Genomic DNA, 24,255 nt, shown 5'->3' with positions numbered 1-24,255 from the left:
CACCTCCGGCATCCGCATCGGCACCCCGGCGGTCACCACCCGTGGCCTGCAGGAAAGCCAGTGCCGCGAGCTGGCCGGCTGGATCTGCGACGTGCTGGACCACCTGGGCGACGCCGACGTGGAAGCCAAGGTGGCCACCCAGGTCGCCGGTCTCTGCGCGGACTTCCCGGTCTACCGTTGAGTTTTCCCGTCTCCTCGCGGAGACGGCGCCCCAAGGGCAGGTGAGGGAAACATCGGTCCCGACCCCAGCGCCGCAACCCTCACCCCACCCCCTTCCCACGGGAAGGGGAGCAAAAGATCAGGAGCATCGACATGCAACGCTATTCCGGCTTCGGCCTGTTCAAGCATTCCCTGAGCCACCACGAGAACTGGCAACGCATGTGGCGCACGCCCACGCCCAAGCCGGTCTATGACGTGGTCATCGTCGGCGGCGGCGGCCATGGCCTGGCCACGGCCTACTACCTGGCCAAGGAACACGGCATCACCAACGTCGCGGTGATCGAGAAGGGCTGGCTGGGCGGCGGCAACACCGCGCGCAACACCACCATCGTGCGTTCCAACTACCTGTGGGACGAATCCGCGCTGCTCTACGAGCACGCGATGAAGCTGTGGGAAGGCCTGTCCCAGGACCTGAACTACAACGTCATGTTCTCCCAGCGCGGCGTCTACAACCTCTGCCACACCCTGCAGGACATGCGCGACGGCGAACGCCGCGTGAGCGCCAACCGCCTCAACGGCGTGGACGGCGAACTGCTCAACGCGCAGCAGGTGGCCGAAGAGATTCCGTACCTCAACTGCACCAAGAGCGCCCGCTACCCGGTCATGGGCTCCACCGTGCAGCGTCGCGGTGGCGTGGCCCGTCACGACGCCGTGGCCTGGGGCTTCGCCCGTGCCGCCGACGCCCTGGGCGTGGACCTGATCCAGCAGACCGAAGTGATCGGCTTCCGCAAGCAGGACGGCGCGGTGATCGGTGTCGAGACCAACCGCGGCTTCATCGGCGCCAAGCGCGTCGGCGTGGTCACCGCCGGTAACTCCGGGCACATGGCCAAGCTCGCCGGCTTCCGCCTGCCGATCGAATCCCACCCGCTGCAGGCGCTGGTTTCCGAGCCGCTCAAACCCATCATCGACAGCGTGATCATGTCCAACGCCGTGCACGGCTACATCAGCCAGTCGGACAAGGGCGACCTGGTCATCGGCGCCGGCATCGACGGCTACAACGGCTACGGCCAGCGCGGCTCCTACCCGGTGATCGAGCACACCCTGCAGGCCATCGTGGAGATGTTCCCGGTGCTCTCGCGCGTGCGCATGAACCGCCAGTGGGGCGGCATCGTCGACACCACCCCGGACGCCTGCCCGATCATCGGCAAGACCCCGGTGAAGAACCTGTTCTTCAACTGCGGCTGGGGCACCGGCGGCTTCAAGGCCACCCCCGGCTCGGGCAACGTCTTCGCGGCGACCCTGGCCAAGGGCGAGCCGCATCCGCTGGCCGCGCCCTTCTCCATCGAACGCTTCCACACCGGCGCGCTGATCGACGAACACGGCGCTGCCGCCGTAGCTCACTAAGAGGGCCATCACCATGCTTCATATCTTCTGCCCCCACTGCGGCGAGCTGCGTTCCGAAGAGGAATTCCACGCCAAGGGCCAGGCGCACATCCCGCGCCCGCTCGACCCCTCTGCCTGCACCGATGCGGAATGGGGTGAGTACATGTTCTTCCGCGACAACCCGCGCGGCATCCACCACGAACTGTGGGTGCACGCCGCCGGCTGCCGCCAGTACTTCAACGTCACCCGCCACACGGTGACCTACGAAATTCTCGAAACCTACAAGATCGGCGAAAAACCCAGCGTGACCGCCGCCGATTCCGAGAAGAAATCCGCTTCCCAGCCCGCCGTGGAGAAGGCCTAATGAGCCAGATCAATCGCCTTTCCCGTGGCGGTCGCATCGACCGCAGCAAGACGCTGACCTTCACCTTCAACGGCGAGACCTACCAGGGCTTCGCCGGTGACACCCTGGCCGCCGCGCTGCTGGCCAACGGCGTCGACATCCTTGGCCGCAGCTTCAAGTACTCGCGCCCGCGCGGCATCGTCGCCGCCGGCGCCGAGGAGCCCAACGCCATCCTGCAGATCGGCTCGCGTGAAGCCACCCAGGTGCCCAACGTGCGCGCCACCCAGCAGGCGCTGTACAACGGCCTGGTGGCCAGCGCCACCAACGGCTGGCCGAACGTGCAGAACGACCTGATGGGGGTCTTTGGCAAGGTCGGCGGCAAGATGATGCCGCCCGGCTTCTACTACAAGACCTTCATGTACCCGCAGTCCATGTGGCTGACCTACGAGAAGTACATCCGCAAGGCCGCAGGCCTCGGCCGCGCGCCCACCGAAGTGGACCCGGACAGCTACGACTGGATGAACCACCACGCCGACGTGCTGATCGTCGGCGCCGGCCCCGCCGGTCTGGCCGCCGCCCTGGCCGCCGCACGCAGCGGTGCGCGGGTGATCCTCGCCGATGAACAGGAAGAGTTCGGCGGCAGCCTGCTCGACACCCGCGAAACCCTCGACGGCAAGCCGGCCGAGGAGTGGGTGGCCAAGGCCATCGCCGAGCTGCAAGGCAACCCGGACGTGATCCTGCTGCCGCGCTCCACCGTCAACGGCTACCACGACCACAACTTCCTCACCATCCACGAGCGCCGTACCGACCACCTGGGCGAAACCGCCCCGCTGGGCCAGGTGCGCATGCGCGTGCACCGCGTCCGCGCCAAGCGCGTGGTGCTGGCCGCTGGCGCCCACGAGCGTCCGCTGGTCTACGCAAACAACGACGTACCCGGCAACATGCTGGCCGGCGCCGTCTCCACCTATGTGCGCCGCTACGGCGTGGCACCGGGCAAGAAGCTGGTGCTGTCCACCAACAACGACTACGCCTACCGCGTCGCCCTGGACTGGCAGGAAGCCGGCCTGCAGGTGGTCGCCATCGCCGATGCGCGCCCCAACCCGCAGGGTCAGTGGGTCGAGGAAGTGCGCAAGCGCGGCATGCGCGTCATCACCGGCAGCTCGGTAATCGAAGCCCGCGGCAACAAGCGCGTGACCGGCGCCAAGGTGGCCTCCATCGACACCTTCCGCATGAAGGTCAACGCCCCGGGCGAATGGCTGGACTGCGACCTGATCGCCAGCTCCGGTGGCTACAGCCCGGTGGTGCACCTGGCTTCGCACCTGGGCGGCAAGCCGGAATGGCGTGAAGACATCCTCGCCTTCGTTCCCGGCCTGGCGTTCCAGAAGCGCATCTGCGCCGGCGCGGTGAACGGCGTGTTCCGCCTCGCCGATGCCCTGGCCGACGGCTACCAGGCCGGCAGCCAGGCGGCTGTCGACGCCGGCTTCAAGGCGATGGAGGGCGACCTGCCGGCCGCTTCCGAGCGCGTCGAGGAAGCCACCCTGGCGCTGTTCCAGGTGCCCCACGAGAAGTCCACCTCCCGTGCACCCAAGCAGTTCGTCGACACCCAGAACGACGTCACCGCCGCCGCCATCGAACTGGCCTGCCGCGAGGGCTTCGAGTCCATCGAGCACGTCAAGCGCTACACCGCGCTGGGCTTCGGCACCGACCAGGGCAAACTGGGCAACATCAACGGCCTGGCCATTGCAGCCCGTGCCCAGGGCAAGAGCATCGCCGACACCGGCACCACCATGTTCCGCCCGAACTACACCCCGGTGACCTTCGGCGCCGTCGCCGGCCGTCACTGCGGTCACCTGTTCGAACCCGTGCGCTTCACCGCCCTGCACGCCTGGCACGTGAAGAACGGCGCCGAGTTCGAGGACGTCGGCCAGTGGAAGCGCCCGTGGTACTTCCCCAAGCGCGGCGAAGACATGCACGCCGCCGTGGCCCGCGAGTGCCGCGCCGTGCGTGAAAGCGTCGGCCTGCTGGACGCCTCCACCCTGGGCAAGATCGACATCCAGGGTCCGGACGCCCGCGAGTTCCTCAACCGCGTCTACACCAACGCCTGGACCAAGCTGGACGTGGGCAAGGCCCGCTACGGCCTGATGTGCAAGGAAGACGGCATGGTCTTCGACGACGGTGTGACCGCGTGTCTGGCGGACAACCACTTCGTCATGACCACCACCACCGGCGGCGCCGCCCGCGTGATGGAATGGCTGGAGCTGTACCACCAGACCGAATGGCCGGAGCTGAAGGTGTACTTCACCTCGGTCACCGACCACTGGGCCACCCTGACCCTGTCCGGCCCCAACAGCCGCAAGCTGCTGGCCGAAGTCACCGACATCGACCTGGACAAGGAAGCCTTCCCCTTCATGACCTGGAAGGAAGGCAAGGTCGCCGGCGTCCCGGCGCGGGTGTTCCGCATCTCCTTCACCGGCGAGCTGTCCTACGAGGTGAACATCCAAGCCAACTACGCCATGGGTGTGCTGGAAGCGATCGTCGCCGCCGGCGCCAAGTACAACCTGACGCCGTATGGCACCGAGACCATGCACGTCCTGCGCGCCGAGAAGGGCTTCATCATCGTCGGCCAGGACACCGATGCCTCGGTCACCCCGGACGACCTGAACATGGGTTGGGCGGTAGGTCGCACCAAGCCGTTCTCCTGGATCGGCTGGCGTGGCATGAACCGCGCCGACTGCCAGCGCGAAGACCGCAAGCAGCTGGTCGGCCTCAAGCCCACCAACCCCATGGAAGTCCTGCCCGAGGGTGCGCAGCTGGTGTTCAACACCCAGCAGTCGATCCCGATGAACATGGTCGGCCACGTCACCTCCAGCTACATGAGCAGCAGCCTCGGCTACGGCTTCGCCCTGGCGGTGGTCAAGGGCGGTCTCAAGCGCATGGGCGAGAAGGTCTACGCCCCGCTGGCCGATGGCCGTGTGATCGAAGCGGAGATCTGCAGCTCGGTGTTCTACGACCCGAAAGGGGAACGGCAGAACGTGGATTGATTCGGAGCCGCCGGCCGCCCTCACCCTAACCCTCTCCCAGGGGGAGAGGGGACAGTTCGGAGCCGCCGGCGAGCACGACACTCACAGCACACTCAGCTCGGCCCCCTCTCCCTCCGGGAGAGGGCTGGGGTGAGGGGAAACAGGCGATATGCGCCCCCAAGGTGAACAGAACATGAGCAAAGCCAATCTCTACGAACAGCGTCCCGAAGCCGGCATCCAGGCCGAATCGCCTCTGCACCATGCCGAGCTGGACAAGCTGGCCAACCGCAAGGTGGCCAATGCCGGTGTGACCCTGCGCGAGAAGAAATTCCTCGGCCACCTGACCCTGCGCGGCGACGCCCACGACCCGGCCTTCGCCGCCGGCGTGAAAAAGGCCCTGGGCCTGGAACTGCCGGTAGCCCTGACCCTGGTGGCCAAGGGCGACACCTCGCTGCAGTGGCTCGGCCCGGACGAGTGGCTGCTGATCGTCCCCGGCGGCCAGGAATTCGCCGTCGAGCAGAGCCTGCGCAAGGCACTGGGCGAAGACCTGCACTACTCGGTGATCAACGTCAGCGGCGGCCAGACCCTGCTGGAACTGGAAGGTGCCAAGGTTCGCGACGTACTGATGAAGTCCACCAGCTACGACGTGCACCCGAGCAACTTCCCGGTGGGCAAGGCGGTCGGCACCATCTTCGCCAAGTCCCAGCTGGTGATCCGCCATACCGGCGAGCACACCTGGGAGCTGGTGGTGCGCCGCAGCTTCTCCGACTACTTCTGGCTGTGGCTGCAGGACGCCTGCGCCGAGTACGGCCTGCAAGTCGCCGCGTAAACGGCACCCCGTCCCCCTCTCCCAGCGGGAGAGGGGACGCAATCCGATCGGAGCCAGACCATGAGCCGCACTCCCGAGACCTGGATCCTCACCGCCGACAGCCCGAGCCTGCTGGGCACGGTCGACGTGGTCACGCGCTATCTGTTCGAGCAGAGCTGCTATGTCACCGAGCACCACTCGTTCGATGACCGCCTGGCGCAGCGCTTCTTCATCCGCATCGAGTTCCGTGCCGGCGACGGCTTCGACGAAGCGGCCTTCCGCGCCGGCCTCGCCGACCGCGTCTCGCCCTTCCAGATGAACGTCGAGCTGACGCCGCCAGGCTACCGCAGCAAGGTGGTGATCATGGTCTCCAAGGCCGACCACTGCCTGAACGACCTGCTCTACCGCCAGCGCATCGGCCAGTTGCCGATGGACGTGGTGGCGGTGGTCTCCAACCACCCGGACCTGGAGCCCCTGGCGCGCTGGCACGGCATCCCCTACCACCACTTCCCGCTGGACCCGAACGACAAGGGCGCGCAGGAGGCGAAGGTCTGGCAGGTGATCGAACAATCCGGCGCCGAACTGGTGATCCTCGCCCGCTACATGCAGGTGCTCTCCCCCGAGCTGTGCCGCCGCCTGGACGGCTGGGCGATCAACATCCACCACTCGCTGCTGCCCGGCTTCAAGGGCGCCAAGCCCTACCACCAGGCCTACCAGAAGGGTGTGAAGCTGGTCGGCGCCACCGCCCACTACATCAATAACGACCTCGACGAGGGCCCGATCATCGCCCAGGGCGTCGAGCCGGTGGACCACGCCCACTACCCCGAGGACCTGATCGCCAAGGGCCGCGACGTGGAATGCCTGACGCTGGCGAAAGCCGTGGGCTTCCACATCGAGAAACGGGTCTTCCTGAACGCCAACCGGACAGTGGTGCTGTAAACGCACCACTTCCGTAGGGCGCATAACGCCGAAGGCGTTATCCGCCATGCCAACCCGAACGGCGGATGGATGGAGCTCATCCGCCCTACGGTCCTGATACACCGAACAGCCCCCTCTCCCTCCGGGAGAGGGTTGGGGTGAGGGGCCTTTCAAGCCGCCACCCGACCACAGAGCAACACCGACAGACCCGCCGGCTGCCAGCAGTACTTACCGGTCCTGTCGCGCAACACACGACATCCCAGTGCAAAACCGTGTGGCCGTAGTGCCCGCATTTGTACCCACAAACACAATGAGGAATGCGTATGTCTGGCAATCGTGGTGTGGTTTATCTCGGCCCGGGCAAGGTCGAAGTACAGAACATCCCCTATCCGAAGATGCAGGATCCGCAGGGCAAGCAGATTGACCACGGGGTGATCCTGCGCGTGGTTTCCACCAACATCTGCGGCTCCGACCAGCACATGGTGCGCGGCCGTACCACCGCGCCCGTCGGCCTGGTGCTGGGCCACGAGATCACCGGTGAGGTGGTGGAAATCGGCCGTGGCGTGGAAACCATGAAGATCGGCGACCTGGTCTCGGTGCCGTTCAACGTCGCCTGCGGCCACTGCCGCACCTGCAAGGAGCAGCACACCGGCGTCTGCCTGACGGTCAACCCGGCCCGCGCCGGCGGCGCCTACGGCTACGTCGACATGGGCGGCTGGGTCGGCGGCCAGGCCGAATACGTGATGGTCCCCTACGCCGACTTCAACCTGCTGAAGCTGCCGAACCGCGAGCTGGCGATGGAGAAGATCCGCGACCTGACCTGCCTCTCCGACATCCTGCCCACCGGCTACCACGGCGCCGTTACCGCCGGCGTTGGTCCGGGCAGCACCGTCTACGTCGCCGGCGCAGGCCCGGTGGGTCTCGCCGCCGCCGCCTCGGCCCGCCTGCTGGGCGCCGCCGTGGTGATCGTCGGTGACGTCAACCCGACCCGCCTGGCCCACGCCAAGGCCCAGGGCTTCGAGATTGCCGACCTGTCCAAGGACACCCCGCTGCACGAGCAGATCGCCGATCTGCTGGGCGAGCCGGAAGTGGACTGCGCGGTCGACGCGGTGGGCTTCGAAGCCCGTGGCCATGGCCACTCCGGGTCGCAGCACGAGGCCCCTGCCACTGTGCTCAACTCGCTGATGGGCGTGGTTCGCGTTGCCGGCAAGATCGGCATTCCGGGCCTGTACGTCACCGAAGACCCGGGTGCGGTGGACGATGCCGCCAAGCATGGCGCGCTGAGCATCCGCTTCGGCCTGGGCTGGGCCAAGTCGCACACCTTCCACACCGGCCAGACCCCGGTGATGAAATACAACCGTGCGCTGATGCAGGCCATCATGTGGGATCGCATCAAGATCGCCGACATCGTCGGGGTGGAAGTCATCACCCTCGACGACGCGCCGAAGGGCTATGGCGAGTTCGATGCCGGCGTGCCGAAGAAATTCGTCATCGACCCGCACAACATCTTCCGCGCCGCCTGACGGCGCACCCACCCCCGGCCGCGGCCCACTACCGCGGCCGTCTCTCCAGGGGAGCCGCAAGGCTCCCTCTTTTTTTTGCCTGTTTTTCACCCAGTACGACGCCGTGCCGTGCGGATCGCGAGCAAGGACTGGGCGTCCCCCTCGGTCCTACAAGAGCCGCGCCCGGACGCACCAGCCTCCGCACACGTCATCCCCGCGAACGCGGGACGCGGCTTCGTCGCGAACAGCGCTTGCGCTGGCCCGAAGGGGTGTCACCCGGAAACGACGTAAGAGCAACTGTCTTCTGCTGGGATATCTGCGCCAGTGCTTGCCCTCACCCCAGCCCTCTCCCAAAGGGAGAGGGGGCAGATCGTGCCGACTGACGTCGAGGTTTCATCCTGTACCGAACGGTCCCCTCTCCCGCTTGCGGGAGAGGGTGAGGGGCTCTTGATCTCATAGGAGCGGACTCTGTCCGCGATTTCCCGCCCCAACGCCGTGCCGTGCGCTTCGCGGACAAGATCCGCTCCTACAAGAGCGGTCCCAGCACGCCGCCTGGCCGGACCATCAACCCAGCAACTTCTTCGCCATCCGCTCCAGGGCCTGGCGCTGGAAGGCGCGGAAGTCGGCGTCCGGCTGCTGGCCTTCGAGCATCGGCAGGAAGGGATCGACCACTTCGGTGCGCACGCCGGCCATTTCCTCGATCACCGCGTGGCCGCAGAACGGCACGTAGGCTTCGGCGTAACCGCCCTCGTGAACCACCACCAGGCGGCCATCGCACAGGCGCTCGGCGGCGTCGCGCACGGCGGCGGTCATGAAGCGGAAGGTCTCGCTGTGGGCCAGCATGCGGGCCAGCGGGTCCACCCCGTTGGCGTCGAAGCCGCTGGCGACCACGATCAGCTCCGGCTGGAAGCGTTCCAGCGCCGGCACGATGATGGTTTCCATGGCCACGCGATAGGCGTCGTCACCGCTGCCCGGGTAGAGCGGCACGTTGAGGTTGTAACCCTTGCCCGCGCCCTCGCCGATGTCGTCCACCGCGCCGGTGCCGGTGGGGTAGCAGTCGGCCTGGTGGATCGACAGGGTCAGTACGTCGTCGCGGCCGTAGAAGATTGCCTCGGTGCCATTGCCGTGGTGCACGTCCCAGTCCAGCACCGCCACGCGCTGGATGCCGTGGCGCGCCTTGGCCGTCTCCACCGCCACGGCGATGTTCGCCAGGTAGCAGAAGCCCATGCCCCGATCCGGCAGGCAGTGGTGGCCCGGCGGACGCGACAGCGCGTAGGCGTTGTCCAGCTCGCCGCGCAGCACCGCGTCCACCGCGGCGATGGTCAGGCCGGCGGACTGCCGGGCGATGTCGTAGGTGCCATGGCTGACCATGGTTTCCTCGCCCATGTCGCCGTGGCCGACTTCGCTGTATGCCTTGAAACGCTCCAGGTAGCTCGCCGGGTGCACCCGCAGCAGGTCTTCCTCACTGGCCAGCGGCGCGCTGGAAAGCTTGAGCTGATTGCTGAGGCCCGAGACGTCCATCAGGCTCTTCAGCCGGCGCTTGCTCTCGGGCGACTCGGCATGGCCGCCGCCCACCGGCGGCTGCAGCCAGCCACCGACCGGGAGGATCAACGCGTGCAGCCCGGTCGCGTGCCAGAAGCAGCGTTCGTCGAAGAAGAATCCGGTACGACGGCTCATGCGCGGGCCACCTTCAGGTTCTGTTGGCGCTTGCGGCTGAACAGCCAGTAGACCGGCGAAACCACACCCAGGCCGACCACCCAGGAGATGTCCGCACCGTTCATGGCCTGGGCGGCCGGGCCGGTGTAGAGCGCGGTGGACATGAAGGGAATCTGCACCAGGATGCCGAAGATGTAGCAGTTCACCGCGGTCCAGTTGAAGGTGCCGTAGATGCCGCCGTCGCGGCGGAAGAACGACAGCACGTCGTATTCGCCGTGGGCCACCAGGTAGTAGTCGACCAGGTTGATCGCACTCCAGGGCACCAGCACGTAGAGCAGCAGCAGGATGAAGTTGGTGTAGTTGGCCATGAAGTTGTCCTGGCCGAGCAGGGCGATGGCCAGCGAGCCGCCGAACAGCACCAGGGCGATCACCGCGCGCCAGCCGGCCTTGGCGCTCCACGCCGGGATCAGGGTCTGGCCGACGGTGATGGTCGAGAGCGTACCGCAGTACAGGTTCATCGAGTTGGTGGCGGCGATGCCGAAGGAGAACACCGCGACCATCACGGCGCTGAAGCCGCCGGTCATCTCGATCAACCCGGCGATGACATCGCCCTCGCCGACCGCCAGCCCCACCAGCACACCCAGCAGCATCGGCAGGATCGAGCCCAGGCAGCAGCCCCAGTAGCTGGACCAGAAGGCCGTACGCGAACCGGTGCCCTGGGGCATGTAGCGCGAGTAGTCGGAAACGTAGGGCGCGTAGGCCAGCTGCCAGAGGGCGGCGATGGACAGCGCGCCGAGGAAGCCGGGGATGGTGGTCTGGTTGCGCTCGAGCAGGTCCGCCGGCAGGCCGTGGACGAACAGCAGCCAGACGAAGCAGACCAGCAGCACCGCCCCGGACAGCCAGCACATCAGCCGGGTGTAACCGTGGATCAGGCGGTAGCCGAAGATGGTGGCGATGACGCTCAGCGCACCGACCGCGAGGATGCCCTCATTGGTGCTGATCGCCGGGAAGCGCGCGCTCAGGGTCTGGCCACCGAGCACCAGGTTGGAGGCGAAGAAGCCCAGGTACATGATCACCACCAGGGCCACCACCAGCAGCGAGCCGAAGGAGCCGAACTGGCCACGGGTCTGCACCATCTGCGGCACGCCCAGTTGCGGGCCCTGGGCCGAGTGCAGGGCCATGAAGATGCCGCCCAGCAGGTGGCCGAGCACCAGCGCCAGGACCGCGCTGAAGAACGGCAGCTTGAACACGGTGACGGCCAGCGCACCGGTGACCACGGTAAGCAGCATGATGTTGCTGCCGAACCAGATGGTGAAAAGATCACGGGCACGGCCGTGACGTTCATGGGCGGCAATGGGCTGAATGGTGCTCAGCTCCAGAGTCGCCGACGAATTTTGCGTCGTTGTCATTGGAGGTCTCACGCAGGATATACGAGGCAGGTGCCCGGCGCGGACGCCGGGCACGAGTCAGGACGGGATCAGTGCGCCGCCCAGGCGTTGAAGCGCTGTTCCAGTTCCTCGCCGTGGTCGACCCAGAAGGCGGAGTCGACGGCGCGGGCGCCTTCCAGGTTGGCCGGCGCGGTGGGCAGTGCGTTGCGCACGTCCGCCGGCAGCAGGTCCAGGGTGCCCTTGTTGACCGGGCCGTAGGGGATGTTGTCGGAGAAGACCTTCTGGGTCTGCGGCTGGCTGGCGAAGGCGATGAACTTCTCGGCCAGCGCCTTGTTCGGGGTGCCCTTCACCACGGCCCAGTATTCCGGGTCGTAGAGGCTGCCCGGCCAGACGATGCCGAGCTTCACGCCTTCCTTCTGGGCGGCGGCGATGCGGCCGTTGTAGGCGGCGCTCATCACCACGTCGCCGGCGGTCAGCCACTGCGGCGGTTGCGCGCCGGCTTCCCACCACTGGATGTTGGCCTTGAGCTGGTCGAGCTTGGCGAAGGCGCGGTCGACGCCCTCTTTCGTGCCCAGCACCTTGTAGATATCTTCCTGCTTCACGCCGTCGGCCAGCAGGGCGATTTCCAGGGTGTACTTGGCGCCCTTGCGCAGGCCGCGCTTGCCCGGGTATTCGGTGGTGTTCCAGAAGTCCGCCCAGGTCTGCGGCGCCTTGGCGACCTTGGCGCTGTTGTAGGCCATCACCATCGACCAGACGTAGGTGGCCACGCCGCACTCGCTCAGGGTGCCGGGTACAAACTGCGCCTCGCCGCCGATGGCCGCCGGATCGATACGCTCGAACAGGCCCTCGTCGCAGCCGCGCAGCAGCTCCGGGCTTTCCACTTCAACCACATCCCATGTGACCTTGCCGACGTCGACCATGGCCTTCACCTTGGCCATCTCGCCGTTGTATTCACCCGCGACGATCTTCCCGGCGCCGCTGGCTTCGAAGGGTTTGAAATAGGCCTGCTCCTGGGCCGCCTTGGTGGCGCCGCCAAAAGAGATCACGGTCAGGCTTTGCGATTGCGCCTCGGCACTGCCGGCAATGGCGGCGGCGAGCAGGGCGCAGGACAGGGTTGCGTGCTTGAGCAAGGACGGATACATGGAACGAACTCCCACAGCCGATTGGCGTTGTTGTGTTGCTGGGCAGTAGCCGGCGACAAACCGGCCAGAAGGGGTTCCATCGCGCGGGCGTCGTTGCGCCCGCGGCGTTGTTGTTCGGAATTCTTGTTGTAGGAGCGAGCTTGCTCGCGAACGCTCTTTGCGAATCCGCAGCGAGGGCGGTTCGCGAGCAAGCCCGCTCCTGCAGGGCGTGCCTTACAGCACGCCGATTTCCTGGGCAGTGCGGTCGACCGCGCGGCGGGTCTTCTCGACCAGCTCGTCGATCTCGGCACGGCCGGCGACCAGTGCCGGAGCCATGATCATGCGGCCGAGGGTGGAACGAATGATCAGCCCCTCTTCGAAGCCGATGGTGCGGCAGCGCCAGGCGATGTCGTTCTCGTTCTCGAAGCGCTTGCGGGTGGCCTTGTCCTGGACGAACTGCAGCGCGGCGACGAAGCCGGTGCCCTGGATGTCGCCCACCAGCGGGTGGTTGCCGAAGACTTCGCGCAGGCACTGCTGCAGGTACGGGCCGGTATCGTTCTTCACCTGGTTGACCCAGCCCTCGTCACGCAGCGCGCGCAGGTTGGCCACGGCCACCGCCGCCGCCACCGGGTGGCCGGAGTAGGTCAGGCCGTGGGCGAACACGCCGCCCTCTTCCACCAGGGTCTGGGCGATGCGCTTGCTCAGCACCAGGCCGCCCATGGGGATGTAGCCGGAGGTCAGGCCCTTGGCGATGGACAGGGTGTCGGGCTGGAAGCCGAAGTGCTGGTGGGCGAACCACTCGCCGGTACGGCCGAAGCCGCCGATCACTTCGTCGGCGCACAGCAGCACGTCGTACTGACGGCAGATGCGCTGGATTTCCGGCCAGTAGCTTTCCGGCGGGAAGATCATGCCGCCGGCGCCCTGGAACGGCTCGGCGATGAAGCCGGCGACGTTCTCGGCGCCCAGCTCCAGGATCTTCTCTTCCAGCTGCAGTGCGCAGCGACGGCCGAACTCGGCCGGGGTCAGGTCACCGCCGGCGGCGAACCAGTAGGGCTCGTCGATGTGCGCGATGTCCGGGATCAGGCCGCCCATCTCGTGCATGAACTTCATGCCGCCCAGCGCGGTGGCCGCCAGGGTGGAGCCGTGGTAGCCGTTCCAGCGGCCGATCATGATCTTCTTCTGCGGCTTGCCGGCGACCTGCCAGTAACGGCGCACGGTACGGATCAGCACCTCGTTGGCCTCGGAGCCGGAGTTGGTGTAAATCGCGTGGCTGTAGTGGTCGGGCAGCAGGCTGAAGAGGGTCTCGGAAAGCTCGATCACCGCCGGGTGGGTGGTGTGGAAGAACATGTTGTAGTACGGCAGTTCATCCAGCTGCGCGGTGGCGGCGGCGGTCAGGTCCTTGCGGCCGTAGCCCAGGTTGGTGCACCACAGGCCGGACATGCCGTCGAGGTAGCGCTTGCCGTCGTTGTCCCACAGGTGCAGGCCTTCGCCGCGCACCATCACGCGCGGGCCTTCGGCGTTCAGCGCCTTCTGGTCGAGGAAGGCATGGATGTGGTGAGCCGCGTCCGCTTTCTGGTAATCGCGGGTGTCACGTTGCGGTCTGATCGGGTCGGTCATCGACGTTCTCCAGGTTCCCGAGGCGTACGTCTGGCCATCGGGGATTGCAGGGGATCGAGGGCGACGGACTTACCTGGGCAGTCTCACCGGCCGTCTCGAGCGGTTCGGGTACGAAAATAAGTTAGAGCATCATCCGCTTGCCCCTCCGGAGCGCGACCCGCGCGCGGTGTGCGGGTCGAGTCCGGACGGGCTTCAGCGCAGCTGGAACCAGGTGGTCTTGAGCTGGGTGTATTTGTCGAACGAATGCAGCGACAGGTCGCGACCGAAACCGGACTGCTTGCCGCCGCCGAACGGGATCGCCGGGTCGAGGGCGTCCACGGTGTTCACCGACACGGTGCCGGCATTCAGGCGGCGCGCCACGCGGTGGGCACGGTGCAGGTCGTCGCTCCACAGGGAGGCGGCCAGGCCGTAGATGCTGTCGTTGGCCATGCGCACGGCGTCGTCTTCGCTGTCGAACGGAATCACCGCCAGCACCGGGCCGAACACTTCGTCGCGGGCCAGGCTCTGCTCCGGGCGCACACCGGTGAAGATGGTCGGCTCGATGAAGTTGCCGGAGCCGTTGAAGCTCAGCTGGCGGCCACCGCAGGCGAGCGTGGCGCCGTCGCTGGCGGCCTGGTCGATGCAGCGCAGGATGCCGGCGGTCTGCTTGCCGTCGACGATGGCACCGGCGCGGCTGGCCGGGTTCAGCGGGTCGCCCGGCGCCCAGTCGCGAGCCTTGGCGATCAGGCGCTCGACGAATTCGTCGTGGATCGAACGCTCCACCAGCAGGCGCGAGTTGGCCGAGCAGACTTCGCCCTGGTTGAAGAAGATGCCGAAGGCGGCTTTTTCAGCGGCGAGGTCGAGGTCGCGGCAGTCGGCGAATACCAGGTTCGGGCTCTTGCCGCCGCACTCCAGCCAGACCTGCTTGAGGTTGGACTGGGCGGAATACTGCATGAAGTACTTGCCGACCTGGGTCGAGCCGGTGAACACCAGGGCATCCACGTCCGGGTGCAGGCCGAGGGCCTTGCCGGCGGTCTCGCCCAGGCCGGGCACGACGTTCAGCACACCTTCGGGCAGGCCGGCTTCCAGCGCCAGCTCGGCCAGGCGCAGGGCCGAGAACGGCGACTGCTCGGCGGGCTTGAGCACCACGGAGTTGCCGGCGGCCAGGGCCGGCGCCAGCTTCCAGGCGGCCATGTCGAGGGGGAAGTTCCACGGCACCACGGCACCGATCACCCCCAGGGGGGTGCGGGTGATGGTGGCCAGGGCGTTCTGTGCGGTCGGCGCAACCTGGTCGTAGAGCTTGTCCAGGCTTTCGGCGTACCAGGAGAAGACCCCAGCGGCGCCGGGTACGTCGATGTTCCAGGCGTCCATCACCGGCTTGCCCATGTTCAGGGTATCGAGCAGAGCCAGCTCGTCGCGGTGCGCCATCATCAGCTCGGCGAGCTTCTGCAGCACGGCCTTGCGCTCGCGCGGCGCCATGCGCGCCCAGGGACCTTCTTCGAAGGCCTGGCGGGCGATGCGCACGGCGGCGTCGACTTCGGCCTCGCCGCAGGCGGCGACATTCGCCAGCAGACGGTTGGTCGCCGGGTCGATGGAAGCGAAGGTGGCGCCGTCACGAGCGGCCACGCGGCGGCCGCCGATCAGGGCGCTGTCGATGAAGGTCTGCCGGGCAGCGCGCTGCTGCCAGTCGTTGAGCTCGTACACCAAGGCACTCCTGCTTCAGTCGCGTCGAGGCGACTGTGTTTGTTCTGGATGTGCAATCGATGGTCGCCCAAGCCCCGGCATAGGAAAATTATTAAATTTGTCTTCGGGGTATATGAAAAAGCTGGGCAGCCCGCACCGCTATGGTTCGCGGTGCGCTGGCGTGCACCACTTCCGGGCCGCCGGTCAGCGGGTGAGCGCGGTGTAGAGCTCGGGGCGGCGGCCCGGCAGATAGGGGAACGTCTCCGCCAGATTGGCCCGCTGGTGCGGGTCCAGATTCACCAGCAGCATGCTCTCGCCCGAGCCGGCCACCGCCAGCCGTTCGCCGTCCGGCGCGGCGATGCAGGAGCCGCCGAGGAACTGCAGCCCCTCCTCCACGCCACTGCGACTGCAGCAGGCGACGAACAGCTGGTTCTCCAGCGCCCGCGCCGGGGCGATCACGCTCGACACCACGGCGTACTCCGGGGTCAGCGCGGTAGGGATGAGGACCAGCCCGGCGCCGCTCAGGGCATGGGTGCGCACCGCCTCGGGGTATTCCAGGTCAACGCCATTGAGCAGGCCGATGCGCCAGCCGGCGTAATCGAAGGGTTGCGGCAGGCGGTCACCGGCGCTGAACAGCTCCGCTTCCATGGCGCCGAACAGGTGCGTCTTGCGGTAATGGGCCATGGCGTCGCCCGACGGACCGATCACCTGCACCGAGTTGTACGGCTTGCCGCCCTGGGGGTGGCGTTCGGCGTAGCCGTAGGCGATGGCGATTCCCAGGCGCCGCGCCACCAGCTCGCCGATGCAGCGCGCCGACGGGCCGTCCGCAGGCTCCGCCAGCTCGGCCATGCGCTGCGGGACGTTGTAGCCCCCCAGCCACAGTTCCGGGCACAGCAGCAGCTGCGCGCCGGCAGCCGCCGCGGCGTCGGCCTGGCGCTCCAGCTGTTCGAGATTGCCGGCGATGTCGCCGGGAAGTCCGCAGGTCTGCCACAGGGCGATGCGCATGAGCTTTACTCCGTGCTGCGTGTAGGGGAATTGCGCGGTCGCCGGAGTATGCCCGTGCCCGGCGGGACGCAGCAGACGGTCAAGGCCATGAAAAATGTGGTCGCCGGCGAGGAAAATCTTCGCCACGGGCGTCCCCCGCGGGCCGGCGCAACACGGTATCTTGTATAAAAAAGCATCAACGAGGCGTGCAGTGGCTTCCTATACCTTGCGGCAATTGAAGTATTTCGTGACCACCGTGGAATGCGGCAGCGTGGCCGAGGCGTCGCGCAAGCTGTACATCGCCCAGCCGTCCATCTCCACGGCGATCAAGGGCCTGGAGGAAAGCTTCGGCGTGCAGCTGTTCATCCGCCACCATGCCCAGGGCGTCTCCCTGACCCCCAGCGGCGCGCGCTTCTACCGCAAGGCGCAGGAGCTGCTGCGCATGGCCCACGAGTTCGAGCAGAACGCCCTGGCGGACAACGACGTGGTGGCCGGGCAGATCGACATCGGCTGCTTCGAGACCGTCGCCCCGCTCTACCTGCCGCGCCTGATCGCGGGCTTCCGCGAGCGCTATCCGGGCGTGGAAATCCGCATCAGCGACGGCGAGCAACAGGAGCTGGTGCAGGGCCTGACCGCCGGCCGCTTCGACCTCGCGCTGCTCTACGACCACGACCTGGACGGCACCATCGCCACCGATCCGCTGATGCCGGCCCAGCGCCCCTACGCGCTGCTGCCTGAGGACCATCGCTTCGCGCAGCAGGAAAAGGTGTCGCTGCGCGACCTGGCCCTGGAGCCGATGATCCTGCTCGATGTGCAGCCAAGCCGTACCTACTTCGTGAGCATCTTCGAGGAACTGGGGCTGAACCCGCACATCGCCTTCAGCTCGCCGTCGATCGAGATGGTGCGCGGCATGGTCGGCCAGGGCTTCGGCTTCTCGGTGCTGGTGACCCGCCCGCACTCGGAGTGCACCTACGACGGCAAGAAGGTGGTGATGGTGAACATCGCCGAGGACGTCAGCGCCTCCGGGCTGGTCGCCGCCTGGCTCAAGCGCGCCCAGCTGACCAAGCCGGCGCAGCTGTTCGTCGATTACGCGCGGGAGGAGTTGAGCGGGAAGCATTGAGGCGGCATTTCGCTTTTCGTAGGAGCGAGCTTGCTCGCGAACCGACCCTCGGCGCCTGGGTATTCCCCTCACCCTAACCCTCTCCCAAGGGGAGAGGGGACTGTTCCGCATGCGTTGAAAACTCGGTACTCGCCGGCTGACTCCGCACCCTGTAGACACAGAGGACAGCCCCCTCTCCCTCCGGGAGAGGGCTGGGGTGAGGGAAGTCCGAGGCACAGGACTACCCCCCTCCCATCACTCCAAGTGCCCCACGCCGACCTCCGGGGTTACAATCTCGCCCCCTTTTCGTTTTCGTTGTCCTGCCCCGCCCCATGCTCATCTGGAAAGAGCGCGTACAGCGCCTGATCACCCTCGTCCTCGGCCTGCTGCAGCGCTACCCGCACCTGGTCGCCCTGTTCGGCTTCTGTTCCGGGGTGTTCAGCTTCATCATGGTGGACCGTCACCGCGCCGGCTTCGCCCGGGTGATGGCCATCGTCATGCTGGTGAGCTGGGTCTGGCTGATGCTGGAAAACCTGCTCACCGACCGCTTCAAGCGCCGCTTCGGCTGGGAGGTGCCGCCGGGGCTTCTGCGCTACGCGACACAGCTGATCCACCAGGAAAGCCTGTTCTTCTGCCTGCCGTTCTTCTTCGTCACCACCACCTGGAACAGCGGCCAGGCCCTGTTCACCGGCGCGTTGACAGTGGCCGGGCTGATGGCGATCACCGACCCGATCTACTACAAGTTCCTCTCGGTGCGGCGCTGGACCTTCCTCGGCTACCACACCCTGACGCTGTTCGCGGTGCTGCTCACCGCGCTGCCGATCATCCTCCACCTGAGCACCCCGCAGAGCTACCAGGCGGCTCTGGGCATCGCCGTGCTGCTGTCCTTCCCGAGCCTGGCGGTGACGGTGAAGATCCACAAATGGTGGCGCTGGCTCGCTCTCGTCGGCCTGACCCTGTCGATTGGCGCGGTGGGCTGGTTCGCCCGCGCCTGGGTGCCGCCCTCGACCCTGTGGATGACCGAGATGGCGGTGACCGAAAGCTTCGACAACGCCCAGCGCACCCCTGGCGACAGCCTGGAGAGGGTGAGCCTCGCGCAGATCCGCAGCCAGGGCCTCTATGCATATACGGCGATCAACGCGCCGCGCGGACTGGGCGAGCGCATCTACCACGCCTGGCGCCTGAACGGCCAGGAAGTCGACCGCATCGCCCTGGACATCAAGGGTGGCCGCGAAGCCGGCTACCGTGCCTGGACGCACAAGCAGAACTTCCCGACCGACCCGGTCGGCAATTGGCAGGTGCAGGTGCTGACGGAGGCCGGCCAGGTGATCGGTACGCTGCGCTTCGAGGTCACACCCTGACCGCCCGGTATCCTTGACCAGCGTCGGCGCTTTCCCCTACAAGAACCTCTCCCGAGAACAAAAAGCGCCGAGAGAGTCATGACCGATACCGCCTTGCACCCATTCGACCGCGCCGTCGCCCTGCAACCCGTGGAAGGCCAGCCCGGCCTGTACGACGGCCATACCAGCCCGGACTACTGGAACATGGTCGGCCCCTTCGGCGGCATCACCGCGGCCATCCTCCTGCAGGGCGCGTTGCGCCATCCGCAGTTGCTCGGCAGTCCACTCTCGCTGACCGTCAACTACGCCAGCGCCGTGGTTTCCGGGCCCTTCCAGGTCCAGGCCACGCCGGTGCGCACCAATCGCTCGACCCAGCACTGGCTGCTGCAACTGTTGCAGGCCGATGAAAGCGGCGAGCCGCAGGTGACCACCACCGCCACCCTGGTCACCGCCCTGCGCCGCGAGACCTGGAGCCAGACCGATCTGCACCTGCCCCAGGTGCCAGCCGCCGCCGAACTGGAACGGATCGCCAGCCTCGCCAAGGGCGTGGCCTGGGTGCAGCAGTACGAACTGCGCGCCATCAGCGGCGGCATCCCGTCCAAATGGGACGGCAGCGGCGAACACAGCCGCAGCCAGTTCTGGCTGCGCGACGCCGAGGCCCGCCCGCTGGACTTCCTGTCCCTGGCGGCGATGAGCGACATCTTCTACCCGCGCGTCTGGCTGCGCCGCGCCAACCCGGTACCGGCAGGCACCGTGTCGATCACCACCTACTTCCACACCGACGTCGCGCAACTGGCGGAAGCCGGCACCGGCTACCTGCTCGGCGATGCCCGTGGCCAGGCCTTCCGCAACGGTTTCTTCGACCAGGCGGCGGAGCTGTGGAGCGAGTCGGGCGAGCTGCTCGCGACCAGCAACCAGATCGTTTACTACAAGGAATAAACGCCGGGCCCGCTCCTACAAAAAAGCCAACAAAAAGCCCGGCACTTGGCCGGGCTTTTTCATACCTGCGAGAAGGCTCAGACCTTCTTCACGAACTCCGACTTCAGCTTCATCGCGCCGATGCCGTCGATCTTGCAGTCGATGTCGTGGTCGCCGTCCACCAGGCGGATGTTCTTCACCTTGGTGCCGACCTTCACCACCAGGGACGAGCCCTTGACCTTCAGGTCCTTGATCACGGTGACGGTGTCGCCGTCCTGCAGCAGGTTGCCAACGGAATCCTTGATCACGCGGGCATCGCCATCCGCCTCGGCCGCGCCGTTGGCGGACCACTCGTGGGCGCACTCCGGGCAGATCAGCAGGTCGCCGTCTTCATAGGTGTATTCGGAGTTGCATTTCGGGCAGGCAGGCAAAGTGCTCACGGCGATTCTCACATTGGAACGGTTGAAAGACCGCAGAGTATATAAGGTTTATGCCCTTCCTGTCGGCCATCACAGTCGGACAGCCTTCTTTCCTTTCTCACAAGAACGTTTCGGAAAACTCCCCACAAGGCTCGGAACCTTCGGCATTCCCTCTTCGGCAACGCGCGGCAAAGCTTGCGGGCCTCGGCCACCCGGCCGATTTTCCGCCAACCGTTGATAGTGAGCATTCCATGAAACGACTCTGCCTCCTCCTCGCCACCTGCGCCGTCCTCGCCGCCTGTGACAAGAAACCCGAACCGGCTCCGCAGGCCAGCGCGCCCGCCGCCCAGCCAGCCGCTCCGGCTCCGGCTCCGGCTCCGGCTCCGGCTGAGCCTGCCGCAGCTCCGGAAGCACAGGCCGCACCGGCGGAAGCGCCGCAGTCCACCGAGCAGTCCACCGCCGAGCAACCCGCCGAGCAGCAATCGCAGCAGTAAAGTCACCGGCGTGCGTCCTTCGGCGCACGCCCATCGCGCAGGCAAAAAAAAAAGGGGGAGCATCGTGCTCCCCCGGGGACTGAACCTTAAAGACCCGTCTGTCCTTGGTCAGCCTTCAATTTCTACCAGGATCTCACCGGGGTTGACCCGGTCGCCCTTGGCCACGTGAATGGCCTTCACGGTGCCGGCGATGCCCGCCTGCACCTCGGTTTCCATCTTCATCGCTTCGGTGATCAGCACGGCTTGGCCGGCCTTCACGCTGTCGCCTTCCTTCACCAGCACGTCGACGATGTTGCCCGGCATGGTGGTGGTGACGTGACCCGGCTCGCTGGCGATCTTGCGCTTGCTGCCGCCACCGCTGACGAACTCGTTGAGCGGCTCGAACACCACTTCTTCCGGCATGCCGTCCACGGACAGGTAGAAGTGGCGCTTGCCGTCGGTCTTCACGCCGACGCCGGTGATGTCCACGCGGTAGGTCTCGCCGTGCACATCGACCACGAACTCGGTCGGCACGCCTTCGCCACCGGCCGGGGCGACGCCCTTGCCGTTGGGGATCGGCAGCAGCTCTTCAGGCTTCAGGGTGCCGGCGGCGCGCTCTTCGAGGAACTTGCGACCGATGTCCGGGAACATGGCGAAGGTCAGCACGTCCTCTTCGGACTTGGCCAGGCTGCCGATTTCCTCGCGCAGCTTGTTCAGTTCCGGCTTGAGCAGGTCGGCCGGACGCACGTCGATGACTTCCTCGTTGCCGATGGCCTGGCGGCGCAGCGCTTCGTCGATCTTGCCCGGCGCCTTGCCGTAACGGCCCTGCAGGTAGAGCTTCACCTCGTTGGTGATGGTCTTGTAGCGCTCGCCGGCCAGTACGTTGAAGAACGCCTGGGTGCCGACGATCTGCGAGGTCGGGGTAACCAGGGGCGGGAAGCCCAGGTCTTCGCGAACGCGCGGAATTTCGGCGAGCACTTCCGGCATGCGGTTCAGCGCGCCCTGCTCCTTGAGCTGGTTGGCCAGGTTGGAAATCATCCCGCCCGGCACCTGGTTGACCTGCACGCGGGTATCCACGCCGGTGAACTCGCTCTCGAACTGGTGGTACTTCTTGCGCACGGCGTGGAAGTACATGCCGATTTCCTGGATCAGCTCCAGGTCCAGGCCGGTGTCGAACGGGGTGTCGCGCAGGGCGGCAACCATGGATTCAGTGCCCGGGTGGCTGGTGCCCCAGGCCATGCTGGAGATGGCGGTGTCGATGCGGTCCGCACCGTTTTCCACAGCTTTCAGCTGGCACATGCTGGCCACGCCGGCGGTGTCATGGGAGTGCACGACCACGTCCAGCGGCAGCGCGTCCTTCAGCGCCTTGACCAGCTCACCGGTGGCGTACGGGGTCAGCAGGCCGGCCATGTCCTTGATGGCGATGGAGTCCACGCCCATGTCAGCCATGGCTTTACCCTGGGCAACGAAGGCCTCGATGGTGTGCACCGGGCTGGTGGTGTAGGCGATGGTGCCCTGGGCGTGCTTACCGGCGGCCTTCACGGCTTCGATGGAGGTGCGCAGGTTACGCACGTCGTTCATCGCGTCGAAGATGCGGAACACGTCGATGCCGTTGACCGCCGCCTTGGCGACGAAGGCGCGCACCACGTCATCGCTGTAGTGGCGGTAGCCGAGCAGGTTCTGCCCGCGCAGGAGCATCTGCAGGCGGGTGTTGGGCAGGGCGGCCTTGAGCTTGCGCAGGCGCACCCACGGGTCTTCCTTGAGGAAGCGCACGCAGGCGTCGAAGGTGGCGCCGCCCCAGACTTCCAGCGACCAGTAGCCGACCTGGTCGAGCTTGTCGCAGATCGGCAGCATGTCTTCGGTACGCATCCGGGTCGCCAGCAGCGACTGGTGGGCGTCGCGCAGGATGGTATCGGTGATGGTGACTTTCTTGCTCATTCGATGATCCTCACAGGCCAGCGTGGGCGGCAATGGCGGTGGCGATGGCGATGGCCAGGTGCGACGGGGTGCGCTTGATGGAGTACTCGGTCAGTTCCGGGTGGCTCTCGACGAAGCTGGTGTTGAACTGCGCGCTACGGAATTCCGGGTTCTTGAGGATTTCCTGGTAGTACGCGGCGGTAGTCTTCACGCCCTGCACGCGCATGTCGTCCAGTGCACGCAGGCCACGGTCCAGCGCCTCTTCCCAGGTCAGCGCCCAGACCACCAGCTTCAGGCACATCGAGTCGTAGTACGGCGGGATGGTGTAGCCGGTGTAGATCGCCGTGTCGGTGCGCACGCCGGGGCCGCCGGGCGCGTAGTAGCGAGTGATCTTGCCGAACGAGGGCAGGAAGTTGTTCTTCGGGTCTTCCGCGTTGATCCGGAATTGCAACGCGAAACCACGGTGGATGATGTCTTCCTGCTTGACCGAGAGCGGCAGGCCCGAGGCGATGCGGATCTGCTCGCGGACGATGTCGATGCCGGTGATTTCCTCGGTGATGGTGTGTTCCACCTGCACGCGGGTGTTCATCTCCATGAAGTACACCTCGCCATCGGCGAGCAGGAACTCCACGGTGCCGGCGTTCTCGTAGCCCACGGCCTTGGCCGCGCGGACCGAGAGGTCGCCGATGTAGGCGCGCTGCTCGGGGGTGAGCTGCGGGCTCGGGGCGATCTCGATGAGCTTCTGGTTGCGGCGCTGGATCGAGCAGTCGCGCTCGAACAGGTGCACGGTGTTGCCGAAGGAGTCGGCCAGCACCTGGGCTTCGATGTGCTTTGGATTGACGATGCACTTCTCGAGGAAGACTTCCGCGCTGCCGAAGGCCTTGGTGGCCTCGGAGATCACGCGGGGGAAGTTCTGTTCCAGCTCTTCACGGCTGTTGCAGCGGCGGATACCGCGGCCGCCGCCACCGGAGGTGGCCTTGAGCATCACCGGGTAGCCGATGCGCTCGGCTTCGGAGACGGCTTCAGCCAGATCCGCGACGTTGCCTTCGGTGCCGGGGGTGCAGGGCACGCCGGCGGCGATCATGCTGCGGCGCGCTTCGGTCTTGTCGCCCATGCGGCGGATCACTTCCGCCGACGGGCCGATGAACTTGATGCCGCGCTCGGCGCAGATTTCCGCCAGCTCCGCGTTCTCGGAGAGGAAACCGTAGCCCGGGTGCAGTGCGTCGCAGCCGGTTTCCACCGCCAGGTTCACCAGGGCGCGCGGGTTGAGGTAACCGGCGAGCGGGTCGGTGCCGATGCTGTGCGCTTCGTCGGCACGCTTGACGTGCAGGGCGTGGCGGTCGGCGTCGGCATAGACGGCCACCGAACGGATGCCCATCTCGGCGCAGGCGCGCACGATCCGGACAGCGATTTCCCCACGGTTGGCGATCAGGATTTTCTTGATCACTACGGCTTTCCCTCGGCCCGGGCCTTGCGGACCCCGGCGTAAAAACCAATCGGCAGCTCCGGCACCGGCAGCTGGACGTGT

19 protein-coding genes and 2 pseudogenes are annotated in these 24,255 nt (G+C 66.6%); 11 read left to right on the top strand and 10 right to left on the bottom strand.

Annotation, left to right across the window (positions count from 1 at the left end; genetic code table 11):
* The 7 genes and pseudogenes from glyA to fdhA form a co-directional block, all read left to right on the top strand.
* Nucleotides 1-181: pseudogene (glyA, locus tag ACNFBT_RS08525) on the top strand (serine hydroxymethyltransferase); the annotation flags it as partial.
* Nucleotides 182-312: 131 nt separating this feature from the next.
* On the top strand, nt 313-1,563 hold the full coding sequence (locus ACNFBT_RS08520) for a sarcosine oxidase subunit beta (RefSeq protein ID WP_416748283.1): 1,251 nt from the start codon (nt 313-315) through the stop codon (nt 1,561-1,563).
* Between the two features lie 13 nt (nt 1,564-1,576).
* Nucleotides 1,577-1,906: a sarcosine oxidase subunit delta gene (locus tag ACNFBT_RS08515; protein ID WP_275609325.1), complete on the top strand. Its 330-nt coding sequence runs from the start codon at nt 1,577-1,579 to the stop codon at nt 1,904-1,906.
* Nucleotides 1,906-4,926 carry a sarcosine oxidase subunit alpha gene (locus tag ACNFBT_RS08510; protein WP_416748280.1) on the top strand — a complete coding sequence of 1,007 codons (3,021 nt, stop codon included), beginning with the start codon at nt 1,906-1,908 and terminating at the stop codon, nt 4,924-4,926. Before ACNFBT_RS08515 ends, ACNFBT_RS08510 begins: the two co-directional genes overlap by 1 nt.
* A gap of 172 nt (nt 4,927-5,098) precedes the next feature.
* Nucleotides 5,099-5,734, top strand: a complete 636-nt coding sequence (locus ACNFBT_RS08505) for a sarcosine oxidase subunit gamma (protein WP_416748278.1) — start codon at nt 5,099-5,101, stop codon at nt 5,732-5,734.
* Nucleotides 5,735-5,794: 60 nt separating this feature from the next.
* Nucleotides 5,795-6,652, top strand: coding sequence for a formyltetrahydrofolate deformylase (locus tag ACNFBT_RS08500; protein WP_416748276.1), 858 nt, complete (start codon nt 5,795-5,797; stop codon nt 6,650-6,652).
* A 302-nt stretch (nt 6,653-6,954) separates the two neighbouring features.
* Complete coding sequence (fdhA, locus tag ACNFBT_RS08495) at nt 6,955-8,154, top strand: formaldehyde dehydrogenase, glutathione-independent (RefSeq protein WP_416748274.1); 1,200 nt, start codon at nt 6,955-6,957, stop codon at nt 8,152-8,154.
* Between the two features lie 543 nt (nt 8,155-8,697).
* Here fdhA and ACNFBT_RS08490 read toward each other — a convergent pair.
* The 7 genes and pseudogenes from ACNFBT_RS08490 to ACNFBT_RS08460 all read right to left on the bottom strand — a co-directional run bounded on the left by ACNFBT_RS08490 (nt 8,698) and on the right by ACNFBT_RS08460 (nt 16,582).
* Nucleotides 8,698-9,810: a class II histone deacetylase gene (locus ACNFBT_RS08490; protein ID WP_416748272.1), complete on the bottom strand. Its 1,113-nt coding sequence runs from the start codon at nt 9,808-9,810 to the stop codon at nt 8,698-8,700.
* A complete protein-coding gene (locus ACNFBT_RS08485) occupies nt 9,807-11,198 on the bottom strand; it encodes a purine-cytosine permease family protein (RefSeq protein ID WP_416748270.1) in 1,392 nt (463 codons plus the stop codon). Before ACNFBT_RS08485 ends, ACNFBT_RS08490 begins: the two co-directional genes overlap by 4 nt.
* A gap of 68 nt (nt 11,199-11,266) precedes the next feature.
* Nucleotides 11,267-12,319, bottom strand: coding sequence for an ABC transporter substrate-binding protein (locus ACNFBT_RS08480; protein ID WP_416748268.1), 1,053 nt, complete (start codon nt 12,317-12,319; stop codon nt 11,267-11,269).
* Nucleotides 12,320-12,532: 213 nt separating this feature from the next.
* Nucleotides 12,533-13,915: an aspartate aminotransferase family protein gene (locus ACNFBT_RS08475; RefSeq protein WP_416748266.1), complete on the bottom strand. Its 1,383-nt coding sequence runs from the start codon at nt 13,913-13,915 to the stop codon at nt 12,533-12,535.
* A pseudogene (locus ACNFBT_RS08470) lies at nt 13,912-14,033 on the bottom strand (hypothetical protein); the annotation flags it as partial. The gene ACNFBT_RS08475 and the pseudogene ACNFBT_RS08470, both read right to left, overlap by 4 nt.
* Nucleotides 14,034-14,107: 74 nt before the next feature.
* Complete coding sequence (locus ACNFBT_RS08465; protein WP_343575675.1) at nt 14,108-15,598, bottom strand: aldehyde dehydrogenase; 1,491 nt, start codon at nt 15,596-15,598, stop codon at nt 14,108-14,110.
* A 183-nt stretch (nt 15,599-15,781) separates the two neighbouring features.
* Entirely contained in the window at nt 15,782-16,582 is an 801-nt protein-coding gene (locus ACNFBT_RS08460) for a carbon-nitrogen hydrolase family protein (RefSeq protein ID WP_416748264.1), read from the bottom strand.
* 190 nt (nt 16,583-16,772) lie between these two features.
* Between ACNFBT_RS08460 and ACNFBT_RS08455 the strand changes: the two genes are divergently transcribed.
* The 3 genes from ACNFBT_RS08455 to ACNFBT_RS08445 all read left to right on the top strand — a co-directional run bounded on the left by ACNFBT_RS08455 (nt 16,773) and on the right by ACNFBT_RS08445 (nt 19,939).
* Entirely contained in the window at nt 16,773-17,681 is a 909-nt protein-coding gene (locus tag ACNFBT_RS08455) for a LysR substrate-binding domain-containing protein (protein ID WP_416748262.1), read from the top strand.
* A gap of 311 nt (nt 17,682-17,992) precedes the next feature.
* Nucleotides 17,993-19,021: a DUF5924 family protein gene (locus ACNFBT_RS08450; RefSeq protein ID WP_416748260.1), complete on the top strand. Its 1,029-nt coding sequence runs from the start codon at nt 17,993-17,995 to the stop codon at nt 19,019-19,021.
* A 78-nt stretch (nt 19,022-19,099) separates the two neighbouring features.
* Nucleotides 19,100-19,939 (top strand): acyl-CoA thioesterase, encoded by an 840-nt coding sequence (locus ACNFBT_RS08445; RefSeq protein ID WP_416748258.1) that lies wholly within the window; start codon nt 19,100-19,102, stop codon nt 19,937-19,939.
* A gap of 77 nt (nt 19,940-20,016) precedes the next feature.
* Here ACNFBT_RS08445 and ACNFBT_RS08440 read toward each other — a convergent pair whose 3' ends face one another.
* On the bottom strand, nt 20,017-20,358 hold the full coding sequence (locus tag ACNFBT_RS08440) for a zinc ribbon domain-containing protein YjdM (RefSeq protein WP_207884978.1): 342 nt from the start codon (nt 20,356-20,358) through the stop codon (nt 20,017-20,019).
* A 230-nt stretch (nt 20,359-20,588) separates the two neighbouring features.
* Here ACNFBT_RS08440 and ACNFBT_RS08435 point away from each other — a divergent pair, with 230 nt between their 5' ends.
* Nucleotides 20,589-20,831 (top strand): hypothetical protein, encoded by a 243-nt coding sequence (locus ACNFBT_RS08435; protein WP_416748255.1) that lies wholly within the window; start codon nt 20,589-20,591, stop codon nt 20,829-20,831.
* Nucleotides 20,832-20,939: 108 nt separating this feature from the next.
* Here the strand turns inward: ACNFBT_RS08435 and oadA are convergent, their stop codons facing one another.
* Both oadA and ACNFBT_RS08425 read right to left on the bottom strand, forming a co-directional pair.
* The gene (oadA, locus tag ACNFBT_RS08430) at nt 20,940-22,748 is read right to left on the bottom strand and encodes a sodium-extruding oxaloacetate decarboxylase subunit alpha (protein WP_416748253.1); all 1,809 of its coding nucleotides are present in this window, start codon (nt 22,746-22,748) and stop codon (nt 20,940-20,942) included.
* Nucleotides 22,749-22,758: 10 nt separating this feature from the next.
* On the bottom strand, nt 22,759-24,174 hold the full coding sequence (locus tag ACNFBT_RS08425; RefSeq protein ID WP_275609343.1) for an acetyl-CoA carboxylase biotin carboxylase subunit: 1,416 nt from the start codon (nt 24,172-24,174) through the stop codon (nt 22,759-22,761).
* Between the last annotated feature and the right edge of the window lie 81 nt (nt 24,175-24,255).

This window comes from Pseudomonas sp. NY15181 (genome assembly GCF_048068055.1).
Classification (GTDB): domain Bacteria; phylum Pseudomonadota; class Gammaproteobacteria; order Pseudomonadales; family Pseudomonadaceae; genus Pseudomonas.
Note: the sequence above shows the minus strand (reverse complement) of the source record. Positions and strands in the feature narration are given on the sequence as shown.

Coding starts and splice junctions, on each gene's coding strand:
- ACNFBT_RS08520 (WP_416748283.1), top strand. CDS start 313: ATGCAACGCTATTCCGGCTTCGGCCTGTTCAAGCATTCCCTGAGCCAC.
- ACNFBT_RS08515 (WP_275609325.1), top strand. CDS start 1,577: ATGCTTCATATCTTCTGCCCCCACTGCGGCGAGCTGCGTTCCGAAGAG.
- ACNFBT_RS08510 (WP_416748280.1), top strand. CDS start 1,906: ATGAGCCAGATCAATCGCCTTTCCCGTGGCGGTCGCATCGACCGCAGC.
- ACNFBT_RS08505 (WP_416748278.1), top strand. CDS start 5,099: ATGAGCAAAGCCAATCTCTACGAACAGCGTCCCGAAGCCGGCATCCAG.
- ACNFBT_RS08500 (WP_416748276.1), top strand. CDS start 5,795: ATGAGCCGCACTCCCGAGACCTGGATCCTCACCGCCGACAGCCCGAGC.
- fdhA (WP_416748274.1), top strand. CDS start 6,955: ATGTCTGGCAATCGTGGTGTGGTTTATCTCGGCCCGGGCAAGGTCGAA.
- ACNFBT_RS08490 (WP_416748272.1), bottom strand. CDS start 9,810: ATGAGCCGTCGTACCGGATTCTTCTTCGACGAACGCTGCTTCTGGCAC.
- ACNFBT_RS08485 (WP_416748270.1), bottom strand. CDS start 11,198: ATGACAACGACGCAAAATTCGTCGGCGACTCTGGAGCTGAGCACCATT.
- ACNFBT_RS08480 (WP_416748268.1), bottom strand. CDS start 12,319: ATGTATCCGTCCTTGCTCAAGCACGCAACCCTGTCCTGCGCCCTGCTC.
- ACNFBT_RS08475 (WP_416748266.1), bottom strand. CDS start 13,915: ATGACCGACCCGATCAGACCGCAACGTGACACCCGCGATTACCAGAAA.
- ACNFBT_RS08460 (WP_416748264.1), bottom strand. CDS start 16,582: ATGCGCATCGCCCTGTGGCAGACCTGCGGACTTCCCGGCGACATCGCC.
- ACNFBT_RS08450 (WP_416748260.1), top strand. CDS start 17,993: ATGCTCATCTGGAAAGAGCGCGTACAGCGCCTGATCACCCTCGTCCTC.
- ACNFBT_RS08445 (WP_416748258.1), top strand. CDS start 19,100: ATGACCGATACCGCCTTGCACCCATTCGACCGCGCCGTCGCCCTGCAA.
- ACNFBT_RS08435 (WP_416748255.1), top strand. CDS start 20,589: ATGAAACGACTCTGCCTCCTCCTCGCCACCTGCGCCGTCCTCGCCGCC.
- oadA (WP_416748253.1), bottom strand. CDS start 22,748: ATGAGCAAGAAAGTCACCATCACCGATACCATCCTGCGCGACGCCCAC.